At 64.2% G+C, this 26,626-nt stretch carries 26 protein-coding genes; 13 read left to right on the top strand and 13 right to left on the bottom strand.

What is annotated here, in order from left to right:
- Positions 1–36: 36 nt before the first annotated feature.
- Positions 37–915 carry an SUMF1/EgtB/PvdO family nonheme iron enzyme gene (locus QXZ85_RS25800; RefSeq protein ID WP_315744658.1) on the top strand — a complete coding sequence of 293 codons (879 nt, stop codon included), beginning with the start codon at positions 37–39 and terminating at the stop codon, positions 913–915.
- Between the two features lie 84 nt (positions 916–999).
- Here QXZ85_RS25800 and QXZ85_RS25795 read toward each other — a convergent pair whose 3' ends face one another.
- A complete protein-coding gene (locus tag QXZ85_RS25795; RefSeq protein WP_315701526.1) occupies positions 1,000–1,650 on the bottom strand; it encodes a CoA transferase subunit B in 651 nt (216 codons plus the stop codon).
- Entirely contained in the window at positions 1,650–2,378 is a 729-nt protein-coding gene (locus tag QXZ85_RS25790) for a CoA transferase subunit A (RefSeq protein ID WP_315701527.1), read from the bottom strand. Before QXZ85_RS25790 ends, QXZ85_RS25795 begins: the two co-directional genes overlap by 1 nt.
- A 312-nt stretch (positions 2,379–2,690) precedes the next feature.
- Here QXZ85_RS25790 and QXZ85_RS25785 point away from each other — a divergent pair, with 312 nt between their 5' ends.
- The 5 genes from QXZ85_RS25785 (at position 2,691) to QXZ85_RS25765 (ending at position 9,114) form a co-directional block, all read left to right on the top strand.
- Positions 2,691–4,658: an AsmA family protein gene (locus QXZ85_RS25785; protein WP_315763202.1), complete on the top strand. Its 1,968-nt coding sequence runs from the start codon at positions 2,691–2,693 to the stop codon at positions 4,656–4,658.
- Positions 4,659–4,841: 183 nt separating this feature from the next.
- On the top strand, positions 4,842–6,209 hold the full coding sequence (locus tag QXZ85_RS25780) for an ABC transporter substrate-binding protein (RefSeq protein WP_409977530.1): 1,368 nt from the start codon (positions 4,842–4,844) through the stop codon (positions 6,207–6,209).
- Positions 6,210–6,396: 187 nt separating this feature from the next.
- Positions 6,397–7,272, top strand: coding sequence for a sugar ABC transporter permease (locus QXZ85_RS25775; protein WP_315701531.1), 876 nt, complete (start codon positions 6,397–6,399; stop codon positions 7,270–7,272).
- Positions 7,269–8,120: a carbohydrate ABC transporter permease gene (locus QXZ85_RS25770; RefSeq protein WP_315701532.1), complete on the top strand. Its 852-nt coding sequence runs from the start codon at positions 7,269–7,271 to the stop codon at positions 8,118–8,120. Before QXZ85_RS25775 ends, QXZ85_RS25770 begins: the two co-directional genes overlap by 4 nt.
- A gap of 7 nt (positions 8,121–8,127) precedes the next feature.
- Complete coding sequence (locus QXZ85_RS25765; RefSeq protein WP_315767483.1) at positions 8,128–9,114, top strand: alpha/beta hydrolase family protein; 987 nt, start codon at positions 8,128–8,130, stop codon at positions 9,112–9,114.
- A gap of 13 nt (positions 9,115–9,127) precedes the next feature.
- Here QXZ85_RS25765 and QXZ85_RS25760 read toward each other — a convergent pair whose 3' ends face one another.
- From QXZ85_RS25760 to QXZ85_RS25740, 5 genes are all read right to left on the bottom strand, one after another.
- On the bottom strand, positions 9,128–9,943 hold the full coding sequence (locus QXZ85_RS25760) for an ABC transporter permease subunit (RefSeq protein ID WP_315767484.1): 816 nt from the start codon (positions 9,941–9,943) through the stop codon (positions 9,128–9,130).
- 157 nt (positions 9,944–10,100) lie between these two features.
- Positions 10,101–11,015, bottom strand: coding sequence for an ABC transporter permease (locus QXZ85_RS25755; protein WP_315767485.1), 915 nt, complete (start codon positions 11,013–11,015; stop codon positions 10,101–10,103).
- Entirely contained in the window at positions 11,012–12,184 is a 1,173-nt protein-coding gene (locus QXZ85_RS25750; RefSeq protein ID WP_315701536.1) for an ABC transporter ATP-binding protein, read from the bottom strand. The genes QXZ85_RS25755 and QXZ85_RS25750 overlap by 4 nt, the downstream gene beginning before the upstream one ends.
- Before the next feature lie 32 nt (positions 12,185–12,216).
- The gene (locus tag QXZ85_RS25745; protein WP_315767486.1) at positions 12,217–13,776 is read right to left on the bottom strand and encodes a glycerol-3-phosphate dehydrogenase; all 1,560 of its coding nucleotides are present in this window, start codon (positions 13,774–13,776) and stop codon (positions 12,217–12,219) included.
- A gap of 42 nt (positions 13,777–13,818) precedes the next feature.
- Positions 13,819–16,512, bottom strand: coding sequence for an EAL domain-containing protein (locus tag QXZ85_RS25740; RefSeq protein ID WP_315767487.1), 2,694 nt, complete (start codon positions 16,510–16,512; stop codon positions 13,819–13,821).
- Between the two features lie 216 nt (positions 16,513–16,728).
- On the opposite strand from QXZ85_RS25740, the gene QXZ85_RS25735 reads away from it, so the two are divergent.
- Complete coding sequence (locus tag QXZ85_RS25735; RefSeq protein ID WP_315701539.1) at positions 16,729–17,832, top strand: NAD(P)/FAD-dependent oxidoreductase; 1,104 nt, start codon at positions 16,729–16,731, stop codon at positions 17,830–17,832.
- Between the two features lie 145 nt (positions 17,833–17,977).
- Here QXZ85_RS25735 and QXZ85_RS25730 read toward each other — a convergent pair whose 3' ends face one another.
- Positions 17,978–18,163 (bottom strand): YdcH family protein, encoded by a 186-nt coding sequence (locus QXZ85_RS25730; protein WP_315701541.1) that lies wholly within the window; start codon positions 18,161–18,163, stop codon positions 17,978–17,980.
- 288 nt (positions 18,164–18,451) lie between these two features.
- Here QXZ85_RS25730 and QXZ85_RS25725 point away from each other — a divergent pair, with 288 nt between their 5' ends.
- The 3 genes from QXZ85_RS25725 to QXZ85_RS25715 all read left to right on the top strand — a co-directional run bounded on the left by QXZ85_RS25725 (position 18,452) and on the right by QXZ85_RS25715 (position 19,427).
- Complete coding sequence (locus QXZ85_RS25725) at positions 18,452–18,658, top strand: YdcH family protein (protein WP_315701543.1); 207 nt, start codon at positions 18,452–18,454, stop codon at positions 18,656–18,658.
- A 232-nt stretch (positions 18,659–18,890) separates the two neighbouring features.
- The gene (locus tag QXZ85_RS25720; RefSeq protein ID WP_315701544.1) at positions 18,891–19,100 is read left to right on the top strand and encodes a hypothetical protein; all 210 of its coding nucleotides are present in this window, start codon (positions 18,891–18,893) and stop codon (positions 19,098–19,100) included.
- Between the two features lie 75 nt (positions 19,101–19,175).
- A complete protein-coding gene (locus tag QXZ85_RS25715) occupies positions 19,176–19,427 on the top strand; it encodes a hypothetical protein (RefSeq protein ID WP_315701545.1) in 252 nt (83 codons plus the stop codon).
- A gap of 69 nt (positions 19,428–19,496) precedes the next feature.
- On the opposite strand, the gene QXZ85_RS25710 is transcribed toward QXZ85_RS25715, so the two are convergent.
- Positions 19,497–20,192 carry a GGDEF domain-containing protein gene (locus QXZ85_RS25710; protein WP_315747766.1) on the bottom strand — a complete coding sequence of 232 codons (696 nt, stop codon included), beginning with the start codon at positions 20,190–20,192 and terminating at the stop codon, positions 19,497–19,499.
- A gap of 304 nt (positions 20,193–20,496) precedes the next feature.
- On the opposite strand from QXZ85_RS25710, the gene purE reads away from it, so the two are divergent.
- From purE to rpsU, 3 genes are all read left to right on the top strand, one after another.
- Positions 20,497–20,985, top strand: a complete 489-nt coding sequence (gene purE / locus QXZ85_RS25705; protein WP_315701547.1) for a 5-(carboxyamino)imidazole ribonucleotide mutase — start codon at positions 20,497–20,499, stop codon at positions 20,983–20,985.
- Positions 20,982–22,091 carry a 5-(carboxyamino)imidazole ribonucleotide synthase gene (locus tag QXZ85_RS25700; RefSeq protein WP_315701548.1) on the top strand — a complete coding sequence of 370 codons (1,110 nt, stop codon included), beginning with the start codon at positions 20,982–20,984 and terminating at the stop codon, positions 22,089–22,091. Before purE ends, QXZ85_RS25700 begins: the two co-directional genes overlap by 4 nt.
- Positions 22,092–22,258: 167 nt before the next feature.
- Positions 22,259–22,561: a 30S ribosomal protein S21 gene (gene rpsU / locus QXZ85_RS25695; protein ID WP_315701550.1), complete on the top strand. Its 303-nt coding sequence runs from the start codon at positions 22,259–22,261 to the stop codon at positions 22,559–22,561.
- A gap of 250 nt (positions 22,562–22,811) precedes the next feature.
- Here the strand turns inward: rpsU and QXZ85_RS25690 are convergent, their stop codons facing one another.
- The 4 genes from QXZ85_RS25690 to QXZ85_RS25675 form a co-directional block, all read right to left on the bottom strand.
- Complete coding sequence (locus tag QXZ85_RS25690) at positions 22,812–23,681, bottom strand: hypothetical protein (RefSeq protein ID WP_315767488.1); 870 nt, start codon at positions 23,679–23,681, stop codon at positions 22,812–22,814.
- Positions 23,682–23,774: 93 nt separating this feature from the next.
- Entirely contained in the window at positions 23,775–24,059 is a 285-nt protein-coding gene (locus QXZ85_RS25685) for a cupin domain-containing protein (protein WP_315701552.1), read from the bottom strand.
- 17 nt (positions 24,060–24,076) lie between these two features.
- Positions 24,077–25,174 (bottom strand): ionic transporter y4hA, encoded by a 1,098-nt coding sequence (locus QXZ85_RS25680; RefSeq protein ID WP_315701553.1) that lies wholly within the window; start codon positions 25,172–25,174, stop codon positions 24,077–24,079.
- Between the two features lie 64 nt (positions 25,175–25,238).
- Positions 25,239–26,573, bottom strand: a complete 1,335-nt coding sequence (locus QXZ85_RS25675; protein ID WP_315767737.1) for a sodium:proton antiporter — start codon at positions 26,571–26,573, stop codon at positions 25,239–25,241.
- Between the last annotated feature and the right edge of the window lie 53 nt (positions 26,574–26,626).

Genomic DNA, 26,626 nt, shown 5'->3' with positions numbered 1-26,626 from the left:
CGGCCCCCCTTTCCCCCTCAACACTCGGAGGCCGCCATGCTGCTCGCCTTCAAGATCAAACTGGCGCTTGCGTGCGCTGCCGGCTTGGCCGGCCCCCTTGCACTGGCGCCGCTCACCGGCGAACTGCGGAGTGCAGCGGACCCGGGCTATCCGGCGCCGGCGCTCGTCGAGATCGCGCGCGGCACCATGGCCTATCGTGAGTCCGGCGACTTCACCCGCAAGGGCCAGCAGAGCGACGCGCCGTTGACGACGATTCGCGTCGATCGCCCCTTCGCCATCATGAAGACCGAGGTCAGCGCCACGGATTATCAGGCCTGCGTCGATGACCGCGCATGTCGCGCCCTGGACCGCGATGTCGCCATCGCGATCGACCTTCCGGCCGTGCAGGTGAGCTGGCACGATGCGGTGGCCTATGCCGCCTGGCTCTCACGCAAGACGGGCGACACCTATCGCCTGCCGACCGATACCGAATGGGCCTATGCGGCGGGCAGTCGCTTCCGCGATGATGGCATTGCGGTCGACACGCAAGACCCCTCGCGGCGCTGGATCGAACGCTACGAGCGCGAACAGGGCGCATCCGAAGGGCAGCAGCCCCAGAGGTTCGGCAGTTTCGGCGTCAATGAAAACGGCTTGGCCGATCTTGCCGGCAATGTCTGGGAGTGGACCTCGACCTGCTTCACGCGCAACGTCCGGGACGATGCAGGGCGCACGATCAAGAGCTATGCGAATTGCGGTGTGCGGATCGCCGAAGGCGCGCATCGCGCCTATGTCACCGACTTCATTCGCGACGCCCGCGCCGGCGGCTGCGCCGCCGGGACGCCGCCGAACAATCTCGGCTTTCGCCTGGTGCGCGAGCAGCCATCGTGGACGGACCGGATGGCGAGCCGGCTCAAAGCAACACTCCGGTCGTCGTAGTCTGGCGCACAGGATATCCGGGAAGAGGCGCGCGTCTGTCCTTTGACACGCGAACTCCTTGGCGGACCTTCCTTGGCGGACGTTCTAGGTGTTGGTCAGCGCGACGCGGAACTCGGCCTCGGTCTTGGCCTTCACCTCATCGAGCGTGACGCCGTCGGCGAGCTCGATCAACGCCATGCCGTCGTTGCCGTGCTTGTCGATCGTGAACACCGCGAGGTCGGTGACCACCATGTCGACGACGCGCTCGCCGGTCAGCGGCAGCGTGCATTGCTTCAAGAGCTTCGGACCGTCCTTGGCGCTGTGTTCCATCACGACCACCACGCGCTTGACCCCGGCGACGAGATCCATCGCGCCGCCCATGCCCTTCACCATCTTGCCGGGGATCATCCAGTTGGCGAGATCGCCGTTCTGAGCGACCTGCATGGCGCCGAGGATCGACAGGTCGATATGGCCGCCGCGCACCATGGCGAACGAGTCAGCCGAGGAGAAATAGCTGGTGATCGGCAACTCGGTGACGGTCTGCTTGCCGGCGTTGATGAGGTCGGGATCCTCCTCGCCCTCATAAGGGAACGGCCCCATGCCGAGCATGCCGTTCTCGCTCTGCAACGCCACATCGACGCCGGGCGGGATGTAGTTCGACACCAAAGTGGGAATGCCGATGCCGAGATTGACGTAAAAGCCGTCACGCAGCTCCTTGGCGGCGCGCGCCGCCATCTGCTCTCTGGTCCAGGCCATCAGACTTCCTCTCCGGTTGCGGCGGCGGTCTCGCGCTTGCGCACGGTGCGCTGCTCGATGCGCTTCAACGCAGTCCCGACCTGAACGATGCGCTTGACGAAAATACCGGGCGTATGGATGTGGTCCGGATCGATCTGGCCTGCCGGCAGGAGATGCTCGACCTCCGCCACCGTCACTTTCGCCGCGGTCGCCATCATCGGGTTAAAATTGCGCGCGGTCTTGCGGTAAACCAGATTGCCCGCGGTGTCGCCCTTCCAGGCGTGCACGATGGCAAGGTCGGCGAACAGGCCGCGCTCCATCAGGTATTTCTCGCCGTCGAACTCGCGGACTTCCTTGCCCTCAGCGACCAGGGTTCCGACACCGGTCTTGGTGAAGAAGGCGGGGATCCCTGCGCCACCGGCGCGGATGCGCTCGGCGAGGGTTCCCTGCGGGCAAAACTCCAGTTCCAGCTCGCCGGCCAGATATTGCTGGGCGAACAGCTTGTTCTCGCCGACATAGGACGAGATCATCTTCTTGATCTGCCGCGTCTCCAGCAGACGGCTCAGGCCGATGCCGTCGACGCCCGCATTGTTGGAGATCACGGTCAAATTCTTGACCCCGGAGTCGCGGATGGCGTCCGACAAGGTCTCGGCGATGCCGCAAAGACCGAAGCCCCCCGACATGATGGTCATGCCGTCCTTGAGAAGGCCGGCGAGGGCCGTTTTGGCGTCGGGATAGACCTTGTTCATGGAAATGACCTGTGGAAAGCAAAGCACGGCCCAGCGCGCCGGATAATCCAGATTATTAGGCGAATTCTTCGCGATGCGTCAATGACGCCCTCCCGCGCGTCAGACCCGCCGCAACGTTTTGCCACCTTGCGCGACGGTGGATATACGGAACGTTGCACCTTGAACGATCGCCGCAATCCGGTCACATCCAAGGCGCGGCCTTGAAAGGGTCAAGAAATCCGATCAAGTTGTTGATGTTGGCACGGGTTTCGGCGCGCCCTGCCCATCGTCCTGAAACAGCGATCCGACGATAATCCAGAAATGTCCGTGACCATGGCCCAAGGAATGAGGCGCCTCGGCACGCCGATTGCGGCGCTGCTCGGGCTGGCGCTGATCGGCATGGTCACCAGCTCCTGGCTCATCAATCGCGACATGCTGCGCCGGGCGGTGGAGGCGCAGATCCGGGCCGTGACCGGGCTGGAGCTCGTGGTCAACGGGAATATCGACATCTCGGTTTTTCCGGGCAGCTACGTCTCCTTCCACGATGTCGGGTTGAAGGGCGGCGGCAGCGGAGACCCCGCACTCCGTGTCGATGTGCTGACAGCCAATCTGCGGCTGCTGCCGCTGCTGTTGCAGCGCTTCGAAATCGCCGACCTCATGATGTTGCGCCCGCATATCAACGTCGTTCACGACGCGGACGGCAGCAGCAACTGGACGCCCTTCATCCAGACGATCACGCGCACGATGCGACCCGGCTCCGAGAGCCAGATGTCGTTCTCCGAGATCCGCATCCAGGACGGCACGCTGGCCTATGAGAACGGCGGCACGCACGCCTCGGAACAGCTCGATGACATCGACCTGTCGCTGGCCTGGCCGTCGATCTCGCGCTCCTTTGCCGCGACCGGGCAGTTCGATTGGCGAGGCCAACGCATCGAAGGCGCGATCAGCGTGAGCGACTTCCTCGCCGCGCTCTCGGGCGACCGCTCGGGCCTGAAGATGCGGCTGGCCAGTCCGCCGCTGAAGGTCGCGTTCGATGGCACCATCGCCAACCGCACCAGCGCCCTGATGGAAGGCACGCTCACCGTCGACAGCCCCTCGCTGCGCGAGGCGCTGCGCTGGACCGGACAGACGCCGCTCGGCGGCAGCGGCTTCGGCCGCTTTGCGCTCCGTGCACGGGCCAATGTGGTGGGCGCCTCGATCGCGCTGACCAACGTCAATGTCGAGCTCGATGGCAATTCCGCCGAAGGCGTGATGACCTATGCGAACAACGGCCGGCAGACCTTGCAGGCGACACTGGCCGCGGACGCGCTCGACTTTACGCCTTACATCTCGACCTTCCGTCTGCTCGCGAACGGCGCGCGCGACTGGAACCGGCAGCTGTTCGACCTGAAGGCGCTCTCGACCACCGATCTCGATATGCGCCTGTCGGCGGCGCGGGTCACGGTGGGACCGTCGAAACTCGGACGTACCGCATTCGGGGCGAATTTGCGCAACGGCGTGCTCGCGCTGTCGGTCGGCGAAGCGCAGATGTGCGGCGGCATGATCCGCGGATCGTTCGGCGTTGCGCGCGCCGACACCATGGCCGACGTCAAGGCGGAATTGCAGTTCAGCGACGTCGACCTGCAGGGCTGCGCCAGCGAATTGTTCGGCGTCTCGTCGCTGTCCGGCCACGGCAATCTCAACGTCTCGCTGACCGCATCGGGCTCGAGCCCGTTCGGGCTTGCGCAGTCGCTCGACGGCACGGCCACCTTGCAGGGGCACGATGGCGCGATCTCCGGCTTCAACGTGGAGCAATTGCTGAAACGGCTGGAGCGACGGCCTCTGTCGGGCAGCGGCAATTTCCGCAGCGGCGCGACGCCCTATGACAATCTCACGATCGCGGTCAGATTCGCCGACGGCATCGCCACCGCCGAAGATATCCGCGTCGAGGGGCCGACCGCGCGCATCACCATGACAGGCACGGCATCGGTGCCGACGCGGGAATACGACTTCAAGGGCGTCGCGAGCCTGCCTGCGCCCGCCAATGGCGGCAACAGCTTCGAATTGCCCTTCGTGGTGCAGGGGCCGTGGGAAGACCCGCTGATCTTCCCGGATCCGGAGAGCCTGATCCGCCGCGCCCCGGCGGCTGCACCGCTGCTCGATGCGGTGAAGGACCGCAAGACCCGCGACACCATCCGCGGCGTGCTCGAACATTTTACAGGTGGAGGCTTGCGGCCGACGCCGCAGGAGACGCCCGCGCCGTCTTCGCCTGAGGCTCAGGGCAGCAACGACCGCAACAACGACCAAAGCAAGTCGAATTAGAGAACGATCCTCTGCTCACGTGTCGCGTGCGGCTCAGTGTCGCGCGGGTCAAGTCCGCGGACCAACGAACCGCGACCTATGTCTGACAACATGCAACTGGATCGCACCTTCGCACTGCGCTAGTCTTCCTGCGACCGACCACAAGATCGGCGGAACAGGGAGAGACACGTGAGATCCAGAGGAATGGGGGCGCTTTCGCTCGCGGCTGCAGTTGCCGGGCTGTTTTGCGCTGCAGCACCAGCCGTCGCACAGGACACCATCACCGTCTGGTGGGGCAAGGGCTTCTACAAGTCCGAAGACGATGCGCTCTTGAACGTCGTCAAGAAATTCGAGGCCAAGACCGGGATCAAGGTCGAGCTGTCGCAATATGCGATCCAGGACATGATCCCGAAGACGGTGGCGGCGCTCGATTCCGGCACCGTGCCCGACGTCGCCTACTCGGACACTTACGACGTGCAGGCGCAGGGCAAGTGGGCCTATGAGGGCAAGCTGGAGGATCTCAGCGACATTCTCGTGCCGATGAAGGCGGAGTTCGCGCCCAACACAATCGAGACCACCTATCTCTACAACAACGTCACCAAGAAGAAGGCCTATTACGGCTTCCCGCTGAAGCAGCAGAGCATGCATGTGCAGATCTGGGGCGACATGCTGCAGAAGGCCGGGTTCAAGCAGAGCGACATTCCGACCAAATGGGAGGATTATTGGTCGTTCTGGTGCGACAAGGTGCAACCCGCGGTCCGCAAGGCCACCCGCGAGCGCATCTACGGCGTCGGCCAGCCGATGGGCGTCGAGTCGACCGACTCCTTTCAATCGTTCTACACCTTCATGGACGCCTATAACGTCAAGCTGGTCGATGACGAAGGCAAGCTGCTGGTCGATGATCCCAAGGTGCGCGACGGCTTGATCCACGCGCTCAAGGACTACACCGACACCTACATCAAGGGCTGCACCCCGCCCTCGTCGACCACCTGGAAGGACCCTGACAACAACGTCGCCTTCCACAACAAGACGATCGTGATGACCCACAATTTCACGATCTCGATCGCGGCGAAATGGTTCGAGGACTCCACCAACCCGGCACTGACGCCCGAGCAGCGCGCCGCCGGCAAGAAGGCCTATGAGGAGGACATCATCACCGCGTCCTTCCCCAACAAGCCGGACGGCACGCCGATCAAATACCGCTCCGACGTCAAGACGGGTCTGATCTTCGCCAACGCCAAGCACAAGGAACAAGGCAAGCAGTTCATTAAATTCCTGATGCAGGAAGAAAATCTCGGGCCCTATGTCGAAGGCGCGCTCGGCCGCTGGTTCCCGGTCACGCTCGCCGGCCAGAAGAGCCCGTTCTGGCAGGCCGACCGTCACCGCAAGGCGGTTTATGCCCAGTTCACCGGCGGCACGACGCCGTTCGACTTCACCAAGAACTACAAGTTCACGATCCTCAACAACGAGAACGTCTGGGCCAAGGCGATGAACCGCGTGGTCAGCGAGAAGGTGCCGGTCGACAAGGCCGTGGACGAGCTGATCGCGCGGATCAAGGAGGTCGCGGGCTAGGCAGAATGGCCACCCGAACACTGGTGTCGTCCCCGCGAAAGCGGGAACCCATAACCGCCGGCCGCCGTGATGAGGAAAGGACGTCGTTGACGCCGCCTTTCAACAGCACCTGCCGCGGCGTATGGGTCCCGGCGTTCGCCGGGACGACACCGCCACTGCAGCAGCGTCACCGTTAGAAAGCGACGATATGGCGATCACACTCTCAGCATCGGACCAGGCGATAGCGGTCGCCCCACGCCCGCCCCGGCTGACGTCCCCGCAGGTCTGGGGCATCGTGATGCTCGCGCCCTATCTGCTCGTCTTCCTCGCCTTCGTGGTCTATCCGGTCGGCTACGGCCTCTGGCTGGCGCGGCATCCGGCCAGCTATGTCGCGCTCTACAACGATCCGATCTTCGCGCGCGCCGCGATCAACACGCTGATCTTCCTGGTCATCGGCATCAATCTGAAGATGCTGATCGCGCTGTTCCTCTCCGGCTTCTTCGTGCAGCAGCGCGGCTGGATCAGATGGCTTTCCGTGATCTTCATCCTGCCCTGGGCCGTGCCGTCGATCCCGACCATCCTGTCGGTGCGCTTCATGCTCAACCCCGAATGGGGCGTCATCAATCAACTGATCTTCCAGTTCACCGGCGATGACGGGCCGAACTGGCTGAACGATCCGACCGTGGCGCTGTCGATGGCGATCGGCGTCCACATCTGGAAGTCGCTGCCGTTCTGGACCTTGATCCTGATGACCGGGCGGCTTGCGATCTCGCACGATCTGTTCGAGGCCGCCGATGTCGACGGCGCCACCTGGTGGCAGAAATTCCGCTACGTCACCTGGCCATCGATGCAGACGCTGTACATCACCTGCACGCTGCTCTCGATGATCTGGACGCTCGGTGACTTCAACAGCGTCTATCTCTTGACCGGCGGCGGGCCGGCCGACCTCACCCATGTGCTGTCCACGCTCGGCATCCGCTATCTCCGGCTCGACCAGCTCAGCCTCGCGATGGCCTCCATCGTCTGCGCGCTGCCCCTGGTGCTGCCCCTGGTTTATTTCATGATGAAACGGCTGTCGCGATGAAGCTCCCGACCTTACGCGAAATCGGCAATGAGGCCGGCCTGCTCCTGATCGGCATCCCGGTCTTCATCTGGACCATGGTTCCGATCTATCACATGTTCCTGTTCGCGATCTCGCCGAAGGAGGACGCGTTTTCCGGCAAGCTGTGGCCGGATCATCCGACCCTGCACAACTTCTCGATCGTATTCCACCAGCAGCATTATTTCCTGCGCGACTTCTGGCTGCAATTCGGCAATTCCGTGCTGATCGCAGCCGCGGTCGGCGCGCTGACGCTGGTGATTGCCACCTCCGCAGCGTTCGCAATCTCGCGGCTGCGGGTGCCCGGCAGCCGGATGGTGATGAATCTGGCGCTGTTCACCTATTTCATCCCCGCCGCATTCCTCGCGGTGCCGATGTATCGAACCATGGGCAAATACGGACTGCTCAACACGCACTGGTCGCTGATCCTCGCGATGGTAACCATCGCCTCGCCCTACGCGATCTGGGTGCTGAAACAGGCTTCCGACAAGCTGCCGGTCGAACTCGACGAGGCCGCAGTCATGGACGGCGCGAGTCCGCTGCAGATCTTCCGCCTGGTCTATCTGCCGTTGATGATGCCCTCGCTGGTTGCGATCGGCACCTACGCGGTGCTGCTCGCCTGGAACGAATATCTCTACGCCTTCCTGCTCCTGTCGAACGACAAGGACATCACCCTTCCGGTCGCGCTCGGCAACTTCCTTGCTGCCGACGATTCGCCCTGGGAGCTTCTGATGACCACCGGCTTCATTTATGCGCTGCCGCCGGCTGCGGTCTATTATGTCTTCAGGCGCTACATGGTGGGCGGATTGACCGCAGGCGCGGTGAAGTCGTGATGGACAGATGCTGATTGGATTTGCGCGCGGCCGCTTCGAGGATCCGGCACGGCCGAACTGGGACGGCGACGCGCCCCGGCCCGTGAACTGGGCGGCGTGGTATCCGGCCCCGGACGCTGCAGCCGAAGCGGAATTGCCGATGGCTCCGCTGCCGCAAGGCTGGTTCAAGGCCGGCAGGGCCGCGCTCGATGCGCCTCTCAGGGACGGACGTTATCCACTCGCGGTGTTCTCGCACGGCACCGGCGGCAACGGCTTGCAACAGGAATGGCTGGCGCGCGATCTGGCGAGCCGCGGCTTCATCGCGGTTGCCGTCGATCATCACGGCAACACCAACGCCGAGCCCTATCGCGCCGAAGGCTTCCTGTGCTCGTGGGAGCGTGCGCGCGACATCACCCTGCTGCTCGATCGGATCGGGACAATCCCTGAGTTCGCCGGAGCTGTCGATCCCGATCACATCGTCGCCGTCGGCTATTCTCTCGGCGGTGCGACGGCAACGTCCCTGCTCGGTGCGGTCATGGTGCGCTCGCCGTTCGAGCCGGGCGCCAATCTCGGCCGCGGCCCGCGCGAATTCCCGGACCTCGTCGACCACCTGCCGCGCCTGCTCGAGAAGAGCCGCATCTTCCGCGAGTCCTGGGCACGGATGTCGCAATCCTATCGCGATCCCCGCATCAAGGCGGCGTTGCTGCTGGCGCCCGGCCGTTCCGCGCAATGCTTTTCCGACGAAAGCATCGCCTCGATCGCCGTGCCGACTCACATCATGGTCGGCGGCGCTGACGTCCTCGCACCGACGGCGCGCTGGCTGCATCGACGATTGCCCAACAGCACCCTCGATATCGTCGCCGAAGAGGCCGGGCACTACGTGTTCCTGCCCGAGAGCACCGAGGCCGGACGCCGCGCCGATCCGACCTGCTGCGTCGACCCACCCTCGGTGGATCGGGGCGCGATCCACCGCCATGTGGCGGCAACGGCCGCGGAGCTGTTCAGTTCTTTCTGAAGGACGACGACATCTACAACGGCGCGGCGCTCTCGCCACGCTCGCTCGACAATTTTGAGGCCAGCGAGGCCACCACGATCACAACCGCGATCACGCCGATGACCAGCGTGCAGATCGCGTTGATCTCCGGCTTCACCCCGAGCCGCACCTCCGAATAGATCCGGATCGGCAACGTCGCCGAGCCGGGCCCGGTGGTGAAGCTCGCGATCACGAGATCGTCGAGCGAGAGCGTAAAGGCCAGCATCCAGCCGGCCGCGACCGCCGGCGCAATCAATGGCAAGGTGACCAGTGCGAAGGCGCGGAACGGGTCGCAGCCGAGGTCCATCGCGGCCTCCTCGACGCTTCTGTCCAGCGCGACCAGCCGCGACTGCACGACCACGGCGACGAAGCACATCGTCAGCGTGGTATGCGCTGTTGTCACGGTCCAGATCCCGCGTTCGGCATTCAGCGCGACGAACAGCAGCAGCAGCGACAATCCGGTGATCACCTCGGGCATCACCAGCGGCGCATAGAGCATGCCGGAAAACAGCGTTCTGCCGCGAAAGCCTTGCCCGCGCGACAGCGCGACTGCGGCGAGCGTCCCGAGCACGGTGGCAATCGTGGCGGAGGTCGCGCCCACCCGCAGGCTCATCCAGGCCGCATCGATCATCGCGTCGTCGTTGAAGAACTCGTGATACCAGCGCAGCGACCAGCCGCCCCACACCGTGACCAGCCGCGAGGCGTTGAAGGAATAAATCACCAGGATCAGGATCGGCAGATAGAGGAAGGCGAGCCCGAGCGACAGCGCAGCGATGTTGAAGCGGGACAGGCGGATGAGTTTCGGAGCCATCACACGACTCCGGTGCGCCCCCCTCCCCCTTGCGGGGAGGGGTTGGGGGTGGGGGTGGGGGTACCACGGACACGGTATTCGTAGCCTACCCCCCTCCCTATCCCTCCCCCACAAGGGGGGAGGGAACAGAGCGGCGCAAGTGGGAGGAAACAGAACATCATCTGCCCTCCTCCAGCTGCCGGCGCTGCAGCCGGTCGTAGAGCAGCAGCGGCAGCAGCAGCACGACCAGCAGAACCACGGCGATGCTCGAAGCCACCGGCCAGTCCTTGTTGGTGAAGAACTCCAGCCACAGGGTCTGGCCGATCATCAGGGATTGCGAGCCCGCGAGCAGATCGGGAATCACGAACTCGCCGACGATCGGGATGAAGCAGAGCAATATTCCGGCGCCGACGCCGGGCAGCGACAGCGGAAACGTCACCAGCCAGAAGGTTTCCCGCGGCGACGCGCCGAGATCGGCGGCGGCTTCCTCCAGCGCAGGCTCCAGCTTCGCCAGCGTCGCATAGAGCGGCAGGATCATGAACGGCAGATAGGAATAGACGATGCCGATATACATCGCGGTGTCGGTGGAGAGCCACGCGACGGGCGAGGAGACCAGATGCAATGCGAGCAGGATCTGGTTAAGCAGGCCATCGTGCTGCAGGATGTTGATCCAGGCATAGATGCGGATCAGGAACGAGGTCCAAAACGGCACGATGACGAGCAGCATCGCGGTTGCCTGCCAGCGCCTGGGCAGGCGTGCCATGGCATAGGCGATGGGATAGCCGATCGCGAGCAGAATCGCGGTGGAGGTCGCTGCCACCATCAGGCTGCGCAGATAAGACAACAGATAGAGATCGTCCGAGAGCAGCAGGCGGAAATTATCCACCGACAGCGCGGCGAAAGCGTCCCTGATCCCAGTCCAACCGTTCGCCACGGAAAACACCGGCGCGTAGGGCGGCTGCGCGATCACCGTCTGCGACAGGCCGATCTTCACGATGAAGCCGAACGGCACCAGGAAAAACAGCGCCATCCAGACGTAAGGCGCGATCGCGGCCAGCCGCGCCGGACGGGCAAAGGTGCGGCGCGCGCTCATCGTTCCAGCACCACGCAGTCGTCAGGCGTAAACCACGCCACCACGCGATGGCTGACGCCATAGCCATCGACGTCGAGCCGCGCGGTGTTGGCCGCTGCCGCGCGCAGCACAGCGCCGCTGTCGAGCTTGACCTTGTAGACCGTGGTGCCGCCGAGATAATTGGCCTCGGTGATGACGCCCTCCATGCGGTTGATCGCATGGGCGGTCAGCGCGTCGGTCGCGGGCCCGCGTCGCGCCAGCCGCACTTTCTCGGGCCGGATCGCGACCGCAACAGCCGACTCGGCGAGCGGCATCAGCGGCGCGGCGGCGACGAGCTCGCCGGCATTGCGCGTCGCGATCGTCAACCGATGCGGCTCGTGCCCCTTCACCTCGCCCTCGAACAGGTTGACGTCGCCGACGAACTCCGCGATCCAGCGCGAGGCCGGCTCTTCATAGAGGCGCCGCGGCGTCGCCACCTGCTCCAACCGGCCGGCGTCCATCACGCCGATCCGGTTTGCAACCGTCATCGCCTCGTCCTGGTCGTGGGTGACGATGATGAAGGTCATGCCGAGCCGGCGCTGCAACTCCATCAGCTCCACTTGCGTGCTCTCGCGCAGCTTCTTGTCGAGCGCGGCCATCGGCTCATCGAGCAGCAGCACTTGCGGCCGCCGTGCCAGCGACCGCGCCAGCGCCACGCGCTGCTTCTGGCCGCCGGAGAGCTGGTCGGGCTTGCGCTTCTCCAGCCCCTCCAGCCTGACCAGCGCGACCATCTCCGCCACGCGCGAGGCGATCTCGCGCCGCGCCATGCCGGCCCGTCTCAAACCGAAGGCGATGTTGTCGTAGACCGACAAATGTGGAAACAGCGCGTAGTTCTGGAACATCATGTTGACGGGACGCTGATGCGGCAGCGCCTGCGCGATATCCTCGCCGCCGAGCAGGATACGTCCCTCGTCCGGGGTCTCGAAGCCGGCCAGCATCCGCAGCAGCGTGGTCTTGCCGCAGCCGCTCGGGCCGAGCAGCGCAAAAAACTCGCCGGCGTGGATCTCGAGCGAAACGCCATCGACCGCGCGAAAACCGCCGAACGCCTTGACGACGCCCTCCATGCGCAGCAGCGGCATGATCGGATCCGGCAAGGGCAAGGGCTTGGCCGGCTCCGCGGCGATCTCCGTATTCGCGATGTCCTCAGCCATGTCCCGATAAGCGTTGCGATGCCCGCCGCAAGCTAACGACGGATCGGCCGCGGCTCAACCGGCGTCGTCGCGCTATCCCCTCTCCGATCGCCCAGGACGTCCAGGACGCCCACAGCCTGCCCTGAGGCTGCGCCCCCCATGAAGGCCGCCAGCGCGTCCCGCTCCGCCGGCGTCATCGTCAGACCGAGCTTGGTGCGGCGCCAGAGGATATCGTCGGCGAACCGTGCCCATTCCTTGGCCATGAGATAGCGCACTTCGGCTTCCGTGAGCTCCGCCCCGAAGCTCCGACCGAGATCGGTGCGGCTCTTGGCCTCGCCCAATATGTCGGCGAGCCGGGAGCCATAGGCGCCAACCAGACGCTGCGCCTCTGCCTCGGTCAGAAAGCGCCAGCGCTCGCGCGCGAGCTCGACCTGCTCGTCGAAGCGGTCCCAGGCAAAATCTCCGCCCGGCAGCGGCGTCCGCGCCGTCCAGCGCGGCGCCATCGGACAAACCCGCGAGAGCCGGTCGATGGCGCGTTCAGCACGACGCCTGACGGTGGTGACATCACCGCCCGAGAGGGTCAGCAGCGGCGCCCGGCTCCGGCCGGCATCAAAGTCCATCATACTGGCCGCCGGCGCGCGACCACCGTCGCGCGCGAACACCATGTTGGCACCCGACACGGTCCTGATCACGTCGACGGGCTGGATCTCCGCCCGGAAGTAGCGGTTCACGGCCGTGCAGAGATAGGCGACATCCACGGCCGGCACCGCGACCACCGCGGGGTCGCCCTTGAAGGCATGGGAGACCGTGCCGACCAGCGTGAAATCCCGCGCATAGGGACTGGCGAAGATCAGCTGCCCATCCGGATTCTGGAACACGTAGACGGTATCGACATCGAACAGGCGCGGCACGACGATCTGGCTCACCTGCCGCGCGACGAGCCGTGACGAGGGCTGGCGCAACACTGTTTCTGCGGTGGACGCGCTCCAGGCGCCGGTGGCGTTGGCGAGCGCACGCGCGGTCAGGATGCGCCGGTAGCCGCGATCGATCACCGCGAGCCGCCAGATCCGATCGCGATCAGCGCGCACGCACCGGGCGCCGGTGCAGATGGCGGCGCCCCGCTCCGCCGCATCGAGCGCCGTCAGCACGACCAGGCGCGAATCGTCCACCAGGCAATCGGAATATTCGAAGGCGGTGCCGATCGGGCGCTGCAGCGCATTGCCGATCGGGTGGTGCGTGACGTCCAGGGTCGTTGCGGCCGGCAGGCGACTGTGGGAGCCCAGCCGATCGTAAAGCCACAACCCGGCGCGCAGGCGCCAGGGCGGACGCTCATTGGCGTGCGCGGGAACAGCAAACCGGATCGGCCGCACCAGATGCGGCGCGATATCGAGCCAGATGTCGCGTTCGGACAGCGCCGCGCGGACCCGGAGCAAGCCGCGGCGCTCCAGCATGGCAAGATCGCCGTGGACCAGCCTCGAGCTCGCCGAGGAGGCCGCAGCGCCGAGATCGCCCTGCTCGATGAGAATCACGCGCAGCCCGCGGCCGGCGGCATCGCGCGCCAGGCTTGCGCCGTTCAGCCCGCCACCGATGACCGCCAGATCGTAATCCGTCATGCGCGAATGTGCCGAAGCGCGCCGAAATGGTGCGCGCTTTACCTAACCGGTCTTGCGCACTGACTCCATGACATTGGCATCATTGCGGCCGACCAGCGCATCATATTTCTCGATCGGCAGCGGCTTGCCCAGGAGATAGCCCTGAACGGAGTCGCAGCCTTCCTCGGCCAGGAACCCGAGCTGCTCCGGCGTCTCGACCCCTTCGGCCACGATCAGCATGTTCATGCCGTGACCGAGATCGATCACCGCGCGCACGATCGCGGCGGACTGCGGGGTGCGTCCGAGATTCATGACGAAGGCACGGTCGATCTTGATCTTGTCGAACGGGAACGCCTGCAGATAGCTCAAAGAGGAATAACCGCTACCGAAATCGTCCATCGAGATCCGCACCCCGAGCGCCTTCAGCCGTCGCAGCAGGCCGAGACCGCGATCGAAATCCTCGATCAGCACGCCTTCGGTGATTTCGAGCTCCAGCCGGTCCGGCGTGAGACCGGTCTCGATCAGGATCGAGTGCACAAGCCCGACCAGATCGCCGTGAACGAATTGCGCCGGCGACAGGTTGACGGCGACCTGCAGCGGCTTGGGCCAGGACGCCGCCTCGCGGCAGGCCTCGCGCAGAATCCATTCGCCCATCTCGACGATCAGGCCGCTTTCCTCGGCCAGCGGGATGAAATCGCTCGGCGGAACGAAGCCGCGCTGCGGGTGCTGCCAGCGGGCAAGCGCCTCGAAGCCGATGATCTCGCTGGCGTCCACCGTGCGGCCGGAACTCGCCTGCGGCTGGAAATACAGCGACAGTTCGCCGTTCTTGATCGCGACCGAGAGCTCCTGGTGCAGCACGCGACGATCGCGGATCTGCTGATCCATTTCGGGCTCGTAGAAGGTGATGCTTCCGCGCGACTTGGCCTTGGCACGGAACAGGGCCGCACCGGCATTGGCGAGCAGCGAGGCAGGATCCGAGCCATTGTGCGGAAACACCGAGATGCCCGTCGTCAGCGCGGTGCGGATCGACTTGCCGTCGATCTGGAACTCGATGGCGATGGCTTGCGCCAGCTGCTCGGCCAGCCGCTGCCCGGCCTCGGGCTGCTTGCCGTCGATGATCAAGCCGAACTCGTCGCCCGACAGCCGCGCCACGACCCCGCCCCGTGCGGCGTCCTGGACCCGATGCGCAACCTCGATCAGGAGCTTGTCGCCGATCGCATGGCCGAAGACGTCATTGACCTCCTTCAGCCCCTTGAGGTCGACGTTGAGAACCGCGAACTCCTCGCAGGTCGCCCCGCACGCTTCGATCATCTGACTGAGCGCCTGCAGGAAGGCGGCCCGGTTGGGCAGGTCGGTCAGGCCGTCATGATAGGCCATGTGGGCCATCCGCGACTCGGTCTGGCGACGGTCGGTCACGTCTTCGTAGGTCTTGATCAGATATTGCGGCTCGTCATTGTCGCCGTTGACGATCATCCGCCTTGTCAGGAACAGGCGCAGGCCGTCCTTGGTCGAAATCGGGTGCTCCTCGGTGATCAGGCTGCGCTTCTTGATCGCGGCCTCATCGCGGGCGATGATCAGCTTGGCCTCCCGCGGATTGAAGATGTCGGCGGTGGTCAGCCCGGTGACGTCCTCGCGCCGGCGATTGAGGATCATCTCCGCGCTGCGGTTGGCAAGCAGATAGCGGCCGTCGCTGACGCGCTCGACGATCAGCGAAACCGGGATGTTGTCGACCACGAGCTCGAGGAACCTCTTGGCGTTTTCGAGCTCGTAGCTCAAGGCGCGGCGCTCGGTGTCGTCGTCGAGCAGCGCGATCAGGAACTGCGGTTCGTTCTTCTCGTTGCGCGCGATGACGCGATTGGAGGCGAGGATGCGCCGTTCCTCGCCGCGCCGGATCATCAGCTCGCTGCGGTAGGCCTCGCTGGACGCAAGCAATGCAGCGCGGTCTGCGGCCTCGATATTCGCAGCCGTTTCGGGTGAGAACAACTCGCTGGCGCGCCGGCCCGTGATTCGCTCGCGAGGCAGGCCCGAGAATTTCTCGAAGGCGCGGTTGGCGAAGATATAGCGGCCGTCGTCGATGTTCTTGGCGGCTACGCAGACCGGCACGTGGTCCAGCACCGATTCCAGGAACTGCTTGGTCGAGGCGAGCTCCCGCTCCAGCCTGCGCCGCTCGGTGCAATCCTCGTGAACTCCGATCGAACCGCCATCCGGCAGATGAAACAGTTTCGCCACCACCGCGCGGCCATCCGGCAGCTCGGTGACGTAGCCCTCCGGTTCGCGCGCCCGACGGGCGTATTCCTGGATCGACAGGTTGAGCAAGCCGCGCTTGCGCCGAAGCTCGGCGAGTTCGCGGCCGGTCGAGCCGCGCGGAATGTCGGCGCGGCTCAGGCCATAGATGTCCAAGAAGCGATCATTGTAGAAGACGATGCGGTTGGCCGCATCGGTCATCATGATGCCCTGGCTGAGATTGTTCAGCGCGGAACTGACGAATGCGTCGCGATGCAACTGTTCGCGCTTGTAACGGCGCAGCGCCGAATGGACCCACAGCAGGACAGAGGCGAGAAACGCGCAGACGACAAGGCCTCCGATGAGCATTTCCCAGAGCACGTTTGCATCGACATCGCCGAAGGCGCGTTGCTGCGGGACGTTCGCAGCCAGGCTCCGCACAGGCGCGAGCGACATCGCAACTGCAGCGAAGCCCGCAATGGCCTGCGCAGGAATCAGATTCTTGCCGCCTGCCTGCCAATTGTTGCCAGCCATCGATCACCCGCGGATTTCGGGAGCACAATCTCTGGTCGGACGCGTTTGGATCGGGTAAACGGCTTCTCGCGCTTCGCGAAAACGGCGGCGCCGACGTCCGCTTTTGACCAATGATGATGAATGCCTCGTTAAAATCAGGATCGCCGCTCCGCCTTTGCCCCGCAACTGCGGCGTGCAGATCCGCGAGTTTGCTAACTATGCAGCGGCGGTCACACCATGGATAAGGTCGACTGCGTCGTTATCGGCGCCGGTGTCGTTGGCCTCGCGATTGCCCGGCGATTGGCAAAGGCCGGCCGCGAGGTCGTGGTCCTGGAGGCGGCCGAGGACATCGGCACCGTCACCTCCTCGCGCAATAGCGAGGTGATCCATGCCGGCATCTACTACAAGGCCGGCAGCCTGATGGCGCGCTTCTGCGTCCAAGGCAAGCGCTTGCTCTATCGCTATTGCGACGAGCACGGCATTCCCTACCGCAATTGCGGCAAGCTGATCGTAGCGACGACCGCGAACGAAACCGACAAACTGCAAGGCATTCGCGCGCACGCGGCGGCAAATGGGGTCGACGACCTGCAGTTGCTGTCAGGGGATGCAGCACGCGCCCTCGAACCTGCGCTCGCCTGCGCGGCCGCGCTGCTGTCGCCATCGACGGGCATCATCGACAGTCACGCCTACATGCTGTCGCTGCGCGGCGAAGCAGAAGCCGCAGGAGCCGCATTTGCCTTTCACACGCCGCTGCTGCGGGCCAAGGCCGATGCAGACCAGATCGAGCTCGATGCCGGCGGCGACCAGCCGATGATCCTCGGCTGCCGGCTGCTCGTCAATGCGGCCGGGCTGAATGCACCCGCGGTGGCGCGCATGATCGACGGCATGCCGCTCGCGCTGATTCCGCCGGCCTATCTGGCCAAGGGCAACTACTTCAGCTGCAGCGTCCGGGCGCCGTTTGCGCGATTGATCTATCCGGTGCCGGAGCCCGGCGGCCTCGGCGTGCACCTGACGCTAGATCTGGCGGGACAGGCCCGTTTCGGTCCCGACGTAGAATGGGTCGATCATATCGACTATGCGGTGGATCCGGCACGGGCCGAGCGGTTTTATCCGGCGATCCGCAGATATTGGCCGACGCTGCCCGATGGTGCGCTGATGCCGGCCTATTCCGGCATGCGCCCCAAGATCGTACCGCCCGCCGTGGCGACGCAGGACTTTCTGATTCAGGGCCCCAGCGATCACGGCGTTGCAGGGCTGATCAATCTGTTTGGAATTGAATCGCCGGGACTGACATCGTCGCTGGCGATTGCCGACCATGTCGGCGAGCTCGCAGGTATTTAGGAAAGCCGCTCGTTCATCATGGGAACGAGCCAAATGGGACAAGAGCCAAGTAGGCGGCCAGGTAAGCAGGTTAGGTCAGCATGCCATCTGGGATGGAGCGAGACCGTCCACCCCAGAAGGATTTCGAAAATGATGTGGTTCGCCTTCAGTGAACCGTTTCGCTAGTGGCGAGCTTCAAGCGCTCGATCTCGTCCTTCACCATCAACTTTCGTCGCTTCAATTCGGCAATTCGCAGGTCGTCCGTCGAAAGGTGCAGGAGAGCATCATGCAATTCGTTTTCAAGAACTTTGTGCTTACGTTCCAGTTCAACGAGATGCGCCTGAATGGCCATTCGCAACCTCCTTGGTGAGTTAACCTGAGATTCGACCAGGATTATTGAGTGTACACGACTCGCTTGTCGTGTCGATGGGCCAAAGAACCGCGGGCGCAAATTTGCGCACCATGTGTAATGAAGCGTGAGCAGATCACGCGCAGTCCTGACTTGCGCGAACGCGAAATTCGGCAGGACAATGCGGACATCGGGAACATCGTGACTTGCGTCGCAGCTTCGCTGCAGCAATAGTCGATCGTCCCTCCGCAAGCCTTTTCCTCCCTCTGTGCTTTTTTGCTAATATAGATCATGGCCGATCCAGACGAGCGCGAGTTGCACGCAGAACTCGCACGCTTGCAGCAGGAACACCGCGACCTCGACGCGGCGATTGATGCGCTGCATCAATCGCCCGCGCCAGATCTCTTGCGGCTGCAGCGGTTGAAAAAACGCAAGCTGTTGTTGCGCGATCGGATCGCCTTCATCGAAGACCAGATCACGCCCGATATCATCGCTTGATCTGTAGGCCTTGGCGAGCGGGCCGCCCGGCTTGGCCGCAAGCCGGCGCGAGGGATGCGGCTCACGAAGCGATAGTCGGTTGCCTTTACGCCGTCGGCAAAAACGCCGATCGGACCCGGATCTCCCGATCATCGAAAACACGATTGACAATCCAGAACAAAACAGGAACAATCGGCACAGTATTCACCGCCCTGGCAACGCGCCGACGTCACCCCGACCAAGGGAGATCCCGATGCAAGCAGCCTTCCCGTCCGATGATGGCCTTTACGAACGCGCCTGCGATCAGGCGATCGCGATGTGCAGCGGCAATCTCCGCTCGACCATCAAAGCCCTGATCATGGCCAACGAATATCTCGAGCTGGAATTGCAGGAGCTGCGCGCTGCGGTGGTCTGCGGCTGCGTGCCGAACCCGCTCGATCGCGCAAACAGCGAAGCCGCATAAGCTGGCAGCTCGCGCCGCGATGGGTGAGCTTCGCAGAGCATTGGTCAGTTGAAAGGAGCGTCAGGAGATAGCGCAATGTCCGAGATCACCTACTATGTCGCGATGCCGTTCACGCGTGATGCCTCCGGCATGCTGATCGCCGGCACCGCAGAGGAATGCCAAAGCTCGACCACGGCGCTGCTGCGCGCGGAGATGATGTCGCACCTGGAGGGGAATATCGGCGCCGTTGCCTTCAGCCGCAGCGGCGATCCCATGATGGGCGAGTTCAGCGATGCACGGCTGTTACGCAAATTCGGGCAGGTGCCGGACGATCTCGGCGGGATGTAACCGCACATCCTCGGATGCGTTGCCAAACCGGACGAACTGACCGGACGATGCTTCGATTCCGAACATCGATCAGCTCGCGGCGCATTCATTTGCGAATTTCGGAATCGAAGCGCACCGTCGCTCTCTCTTGCGGATGTACATGGCGCGATCCGCCGCTTCCAGGCCGCGCGCGGCATCCGTGTGCGGGTCCAGAATCGCAACGCCCGCCGATGCACCGACCCGCACGGTTTGCGCCTCGAATTCGAAACTCAGCGCATCGATCGCGTGCTCCAGCGTGAGAGCCTTGGCAGCAGCATCCAGCGCACTCAAGTTCCACAACAGGATGCCGAATTCGTCACCGCCCAACCGCCCGACCACATCGGACGAGCGCACCTGCCCCGACAGGGTGCGCGCTACCGCCCTCAGAACCTCATCGCCTGCCGCGTGGCCGAAGGTATCGTTGACCGGCTTTAAACGGTCGACATCGAGCAGGATCAGTGCACCGGTCGCCCCGTAGCGCTTGATGTAAGCTGCGGACCGATCCAATTCGCGGACGAATCCTCGCCGGTTGAAGATGTCGAGGAGGAAGTCCCGCTCGGCACTCGCCTTGAGTTCTTCGATCTGCCTCGCCGCCTGCGCAAGTTCCCGCCGCAGCCGGTGAATGGTCTGACGCGTACCCGGGAAACTGACCTCGGCTTGCGCGTCACCGAATGTCCGGATCTGCCGCCGAACCAGGATCCCTGGTTTCGCCCATACGCGGGGCCGCCCATTACGCTTCTGTTTCATCGAATCCCTGACGCGCACCGCCGTGCCTCGGCGGATTGCAGTTCGAGCGGTGGCACATGACGGAACTTCGAACTCAATCTGCACGATTCGAGCCGCACCGTGGCGGTCGATCGGCGCGCGATCCACGCATCCGAAACTCGCCAGAACGTTGCGCGAACATCGGCGGCGGAACGCTACTTATGGGCTTGCCGCGATTCGCCAAGACGGGATAGTGCATTCGCGTCTCCTTACCATGCCTTGCCGCGGTCGGGCCGGCCCCTATACTCCGGCTCATGTTTCTGGATTCCCGAGAAGAATTGAGCTTATGACTGCCCCGATCGCCATCATCATGGGAAGCCAGTCGGACTGGCATACCATGCGCCATGCCGCCGATACGTTGGCGGAGCTGGGATTAGGCTACGACGCCCGCATCGTATCCGCGCATCGGACCCCCGATCGGCTCTACGCGTTTGCCAAGGGAGCGAAGGCGGCCGGCTTCAAGGTGATCATTGCCGGCGCCGGAGGCGCCGCCCATCTGCCCGGCATGACCGCCGCTTTGACCGAACTGCCGGTATTCGGGGTGCCCGTGGAGTCCAAGACCATGTCCGGGCTCGATTCGCTTTATTCGATCGTGCAGATGCCCGCCGGAATTCCGGTCGGGACGCTCGCGATCGGCAAGTCCGGCGCGATCAACGCGGCCCTTCTGGCGGCAAGCGTGCTTGCGCTGACCGACGCGGAACTTGCGGCGCGCGTGGCAGCCTGGCGAGCACAGCAGACCGAGCAGGTCGCCGAACGCCCGGAGGGATCGGCGTGACTGCGTCTCATCCGGTGCGGCTCAAGCCCGGCGACACCATCGGCATTCTCGGCGGCGGACAATTGGGGCGCATGCTGGCGCTCGCGGCGGCGCGGCTCGGACTGCGCTGCCAGGTGTTTTCGCCGGATCCGGATTCTCCGGCTTTCGACGTCGTGCAGCGCGCCACCTGCGCCGAATATGCCGATGTCGAGGCGCTGGAGTTCTTCGCCAACGACGTCGACGTCGTGACCTATGAATTCGAAAACGTCCCCTCCGCGGCAGCCATGGTGCTGGCTGCGAGGCGGCCGGTGCTGCCGAGCCGGACGGTGCTGGAAACGACGCAGGATCGCCTTGCCGAAAAGGATTTCGTCACCTCGCTCGGCATTCGGACTGCGGATTACGCCGACGTCTCCTCGGTGGCGGGCTTGCGCGAGGCGATCGTCCGCATCGGCCTGCCCGGCGTGCTCAAGACCCGCCGTTTCGGTTATGACGGCAAGGGCCAGATCAAGATACGCCAGGGCGACGATCTCGAGCGCGCCTGGGCCGAGCTCGGTACGAGGTCCGCGATCCTCGAGGCGTTTGTTCCATTCGAGCGCGAGATCTCGGTCGTCGCTGCGCGGGCGGCCGACGGCCAGGTCGAATGTTTCGACGTGACCGAGAACGAACACCGCGATCACATCCTGAAGATCTCGCGGGCGCCGGCCGCAATCCCGGACGCGCTCGCCGAGCAGGCGCGCGAGATCGCCGGCCGGATCGCGACCGCGCTCGATTATGTCGGTGTGCTCGCAGTCGAAATGTTCGTGGTGCCCGGCAAACAGGGGCCGAGCGTGCTCGTCAATGAAATCGCGCCGCGGGTGCATAATTCGGGGCACTGGACCCTGGACGGCGCTTCGATCTCGCAATTCGAGCAGCACATCCGCGCCATCGCCGGCTGGCCGCTGGGCAAGCCGGTACGCCACGGCGAGGTCACGATGACCAATCTGATCGGCGACGAGATCAACACCTACGAGCAATGGCTCACCGTCCCCGGCGCGACCGTCCACCTCTACGGCAAAGGTACCCCGCGACCCGGCCGCAAGATGGGACACGTGACGCTGGTGTCGCCGACCCCGCCGAAATCCGCCTGATCCTACCCGCCCGCGGAACAGCTAAACTTTGCGTCAGGGTTACCAGGGCGGGTGGACATTGGTCCCGTAGTCTGATACATCGGCGCGCTCAAGGTTAAGGGCGAGGCCATTTGCCAGCCCTGGCTTCACCCGATTCCAAACCGATGTACTGAGAAAGAGGATGCCGCGTGCAGGTTCTCGTTCGCGATAACAATGTCGATCAAGCCCTCAAGGCGCTCAAGAAGAAGATGCAGCGCGAGGGTATTTTCCGCGAGATGAAGCTCCGCGGACATTACGAGAAGCCCTCTGAGAAGAAAGCCCGGGAAAAGGCCGAAGCCGTGCGCCGCGCACGCAAGCTGGCGCGCAAGAAGTTGCAGCGTGAAGGCCTGCTGCCGATGAAGCCGAAGCCGGTGTTCGGCGCTGGCGCCGGTGGTGACCGGGGTGCGGGCCGTGGTCCGGGCGCAGGTGCGCGCAGCGGCGGCATGCGCTGATCGCGAACCAATTCGAGTTTTGAGATGACAGCGCGGGCCTTCGGGCTCGCGCTTTTGTTTTGGGCTATGGCGTCGTCGGTTCACACGCCGTCGTCATGGGCTCCAATGCCCGGCTGCACAATCATCGGGAGACCGAGGTCGTCTACCTGCGACAGAGCGCCGCAGGGAAGGACCGCGGCGACGGCGACCACCGACGTCTCGTCTAATTCAGCTTTCCGGCCCGATCCGACCGGAAGCATTGCCCGACGAATTACTTCGGGATGACCGCGTGGAACACCGACTTGGCCGCGGAGAGCATATCCTCGGCGACGTTATGCATGCGCTCCTTGGCGGATTCCGTGTCGGCGCGCAGATCGAGCGGGCGGAGCGGCGAAGCCAGGGGGATATCGGCCGGCGGCGTCGGACGCCCGTCCGGCTGAACCGAGCCGGTAATCGCAGGGTTGCCGGGCGGAGGACCAAGCACGACCGACGTGTCGGCTGGTGGCGTGGACACGGTGATCGGAGGCGGCAATGGCCGCACCGGAGACACCGGCGGCGGGGCAGCGGTCACGATGCGCGACGGATCCGCCGGAGCACGAGCAGGATCCGAGGGCTTCTCGGCAGGTTTGGTCGCCTCGCTCGCCCGCAGCCGCTCGATTGCGGCCCGGGCCAGATCGGCGGCGTCGCGGTGCTCTTCCGGAGCAGGCATCTCAGCGGGCGTGCTGCGCGCGATCAGCTTTTCCCGCGCTGGCACATGGCGCTGCGCCTCGGCGGGCGCATTTGCCGTCTCAGCCGGCTTGGCCTCGATCGACTTCTCTCCAGCAGCCTTTTCGCTCACCGACTTCTCGGCAATGCCCTTAGCCTTGATGCCGGGACCGGGAAAGTTCGAGAGCTCGACCGACGTCTCCGCCGGCTTGGCGTCCGGCTTCGCACCGGCCGTCTTGGAAGCGTCAGCCTTGGGAGCGTCGTTCTTGGAAGCGTCGTTCTTGGAGTCGACCGTCGTCGGCGCCACAGCCGCGACCGTGGCTGCAGAGGTGGCGGGCTTGGCGTTGATGTAGTGATTGACGATGTACGCCCCGAGGATGGTCGCAACCACCGACGGGACGATCTCCATGGCGAGCTTTTTCAGATATTTCAGCATGCTGACCACTCCCCGCCGGTATTTGGGGGAACTTTGAGGCACAATTATGGGATCAGATACGACACATCAGTGGCATTTTAGTAAAGAAAAGCTTTACGGCTTCAACTCAATTTCTAGGAAGACAATCTCGGAAGACGTCTCGTTCAGCACGTCGTGTTCCACACCTGCTTTGCGGAAGTAAGATTTCCCGACTGCAAGCTGCGCCGAGTTCCGTTCCCCGCTTGGCGCCACGATGGTCATCTCGCCGGCAGTGACGGGAACAATGACATAATCCATCTCATGAATGTGACGGCCGGTGGCGCTGCCGGGGGCCAGGCGCCATTCGGTGACGCGCACTTCGGGAGTGTCGACCTGAATATCGGATTTGGCGCTGAGCATCTCACGTTCCCTGCTGATCACGGCACGAACAACAGAAACACGAATACGGCGAACACGACCATGTGCACCAGCCCAAACAGGACGTTGGTCCTGCCGGTGCCGAAGGTGAGCATGCTCAGCACGAATGTCAGAATCAGGAGCGCCATTCCAGGCGGGTTCAGGCCGAGCACCAGGGGCTTGTCGAGCGCGTAGCCGGCCAGCCCGACCGCGGGAATGGTCAACCCAATGGTCGCAAGCGAAGAGCCGAGCGCCAGGTTGATGCTCCGCTGCAGATCATTGGCGCGCGCAGCCGAGATCGCCGCAACGCTCTCGGGCAGCAGAATCAGCGCCGCCACCAGCACGCCGGCCAAGGCCGGCGGGGCGCCGGTCGCGGCCACGCCGGCATCGACCACCAGCGAGAACTTCTTGGCAAGCAGCACGACCGACAGCAATGCCACCAGCAGGAGGCCGATGCTGAACGCGAGCATCCGCGGCGGCAATTTCGGATCATGGTCGGTGAATGCCGAAGCGCCGCTCACGAAATAATCGCGGTGTCGCGTCGTCTGGGTGTAGAGGAAAACGGCATAGAGCAGGATCGTGACCACGCTGACGAATCCGAGCTGGGCGGCGGAATAGACCGGCCCTGTCTCGGTCAAGGTGAAATTCGGGAGCACCAGCGTGATCGTCGCCAGCGTGAACAGCACGCTGAGATACAGATTCGCGCCCGAGACCTGGAAATCCTGCTCGCGGTAGCGCAGGCCGCCGATGAAAACGCAGATTCCGACCAGGCCGTTGCAGACGATCATCACCACCGCAAACACGGTATCCCGGGCGAGCGTCGGCACCGACTTGTCGCCGAGCATGATGGTCGCGATCAGCGCCACCTCGATCACCGTGACAGCCAAGGTCAGAAGCAGCGTTCCATAGGGCTCGCCGAGCTCATGCGCGATCACCTCGGCGTGATGCACGGCCGCAAACACCGTCCCGAACAGAACGATCAGCAATCCGCCAGCGAACACGAGGCCGCCTAATGTGGGCGCAAACTCGTAATGCGTGGCTGTCACCAGCGCAAACAGCACCACGGCCAATGCGGGAAAGACCACGGCCGATCTGGGCGTCGCGTTCACAGCACTCATGTGACAGAGCCCCTCAATTGTGCGTCCGCGATGCCCGCCGCACCGGCACCAGCTTGGCACTAGCTTAACCGGCGCCGAGCCGCGGCGAAATCGGCAGGAAGGTGAGCAGGAGAAAGAGCGGAATCAGCACCGCTGCCGCCCACAGCATATAGCCGAAAAAGCTCGGCATCCTGATGCCGCGCTCGCGGGCGATTGCCTCCACCATGAAGTTGGGCGCGTTCCCGATATAAGTCAGCGCGCCCATATAGACGGCGCCCATCGAGATCGCGGCCAGCGTGCCGGACAGCTCCTGCATCAGAGTCGACGCATTGCCGCCGGCGAGCTCGAAGAAGAGGAGGTAGGTCGGCGCATTGTCCAGGAACGCGGACATCAATCCGGTGAACCAGAAATAGGCCACTTCCCGCGGCGCCCCGCTCGGGGTCGTGACCGCATCCAACAGCCAGGCGAAGCTGCCGCTGCGACCCGCATGCAGCATCGCCACCACCGGAACGATCGCGGTGAAGATCGCCGCGAACAGCTTTGCGACCTCCCGGATCGGCTCCCAGTTGAAGCCGTTGGCCTCGCGATGTTCGTCAGGCGTCAGCCACAACGACAGCATGGCGATCACGACCAGCAGCGCATCGCGAACCAGATTCTGCAGCTCCAGATGCGTGCCGAACACGTCGAACGTCACGCCTGGGTGCCAGTTCGCTGAGAACAGCGTATTGGCAACCACGGCTCCGATCAGCACGAGGTTGACGAGACCACGGATTCGAACCGGCTCGCACCGCGTCTTATCGCCCATCCCTGGTTCAGCGCGGGACAGCCACCAGTCGAGTGCGACGAAAATGGCCAGCAGCAGCCCCGCTACGATCGCGGTCTGCGGCCAGATGTGCCGTGTGGTCCAGAAGAAATCGACCCCACGCAGGAAGCCAACGAACAGCGGCGGATCGCCGAGCGGGCTCAACGCGCCGCCGACATTGCCGGCCAGGATGATGAAGAAGACCAGGACATGGACATTGTGCCGGCGGGTCAAATTGGCGCGGATCAAGGGGCGCACCAGGATCATCGCGGCGCCGGTGGTCCCGACGATGGAGGCGATCATCGTTCCCAGCGCCAGAATGCCGGCATTGGTCGCAGGCGTGCCTCTGATGTCGCCCGTGACGAGAATGCCGCCCGTCACGGTGTAGAGCGCAAACAGAAGCACGATGAAGCTGAAATATTCGCCGAGCAGCGCGTGAATGAATCCCTCGAACGCAGGCGTCGGGCCGGCAGACGATGTCAGCGCAGCGAAGGTCAAGAGCGACCAGAGAGCCGCGACCTTGCCGTAATGATGGTGCCAGAACTTGGGAAACAAGAGCGGCCCGAGCGCGATCGAGAGCAGCAGGCCGGCAAAGGGCAAGGCAAACGGCCAGCCCATGGCAGCGCCATCAAGCCCGGTGGCGGCCTGCGCGCTCACAGGCCACGTCGCGA

Origin of the sequence: Bradyrhizobium sp. SZCCHNGR1005 (assembly GCF_032489995.1) — a bacterium.
Taxonomy (GTDB): Bacteria; Pseudomonadota; Alphaproteobacteria; order Rhizobiales; family Xanthobacteraceae; genus Bradyrhizobium.
This window is presented reverse-complemented; position numbering and strand designations above follow the sequence as displayed.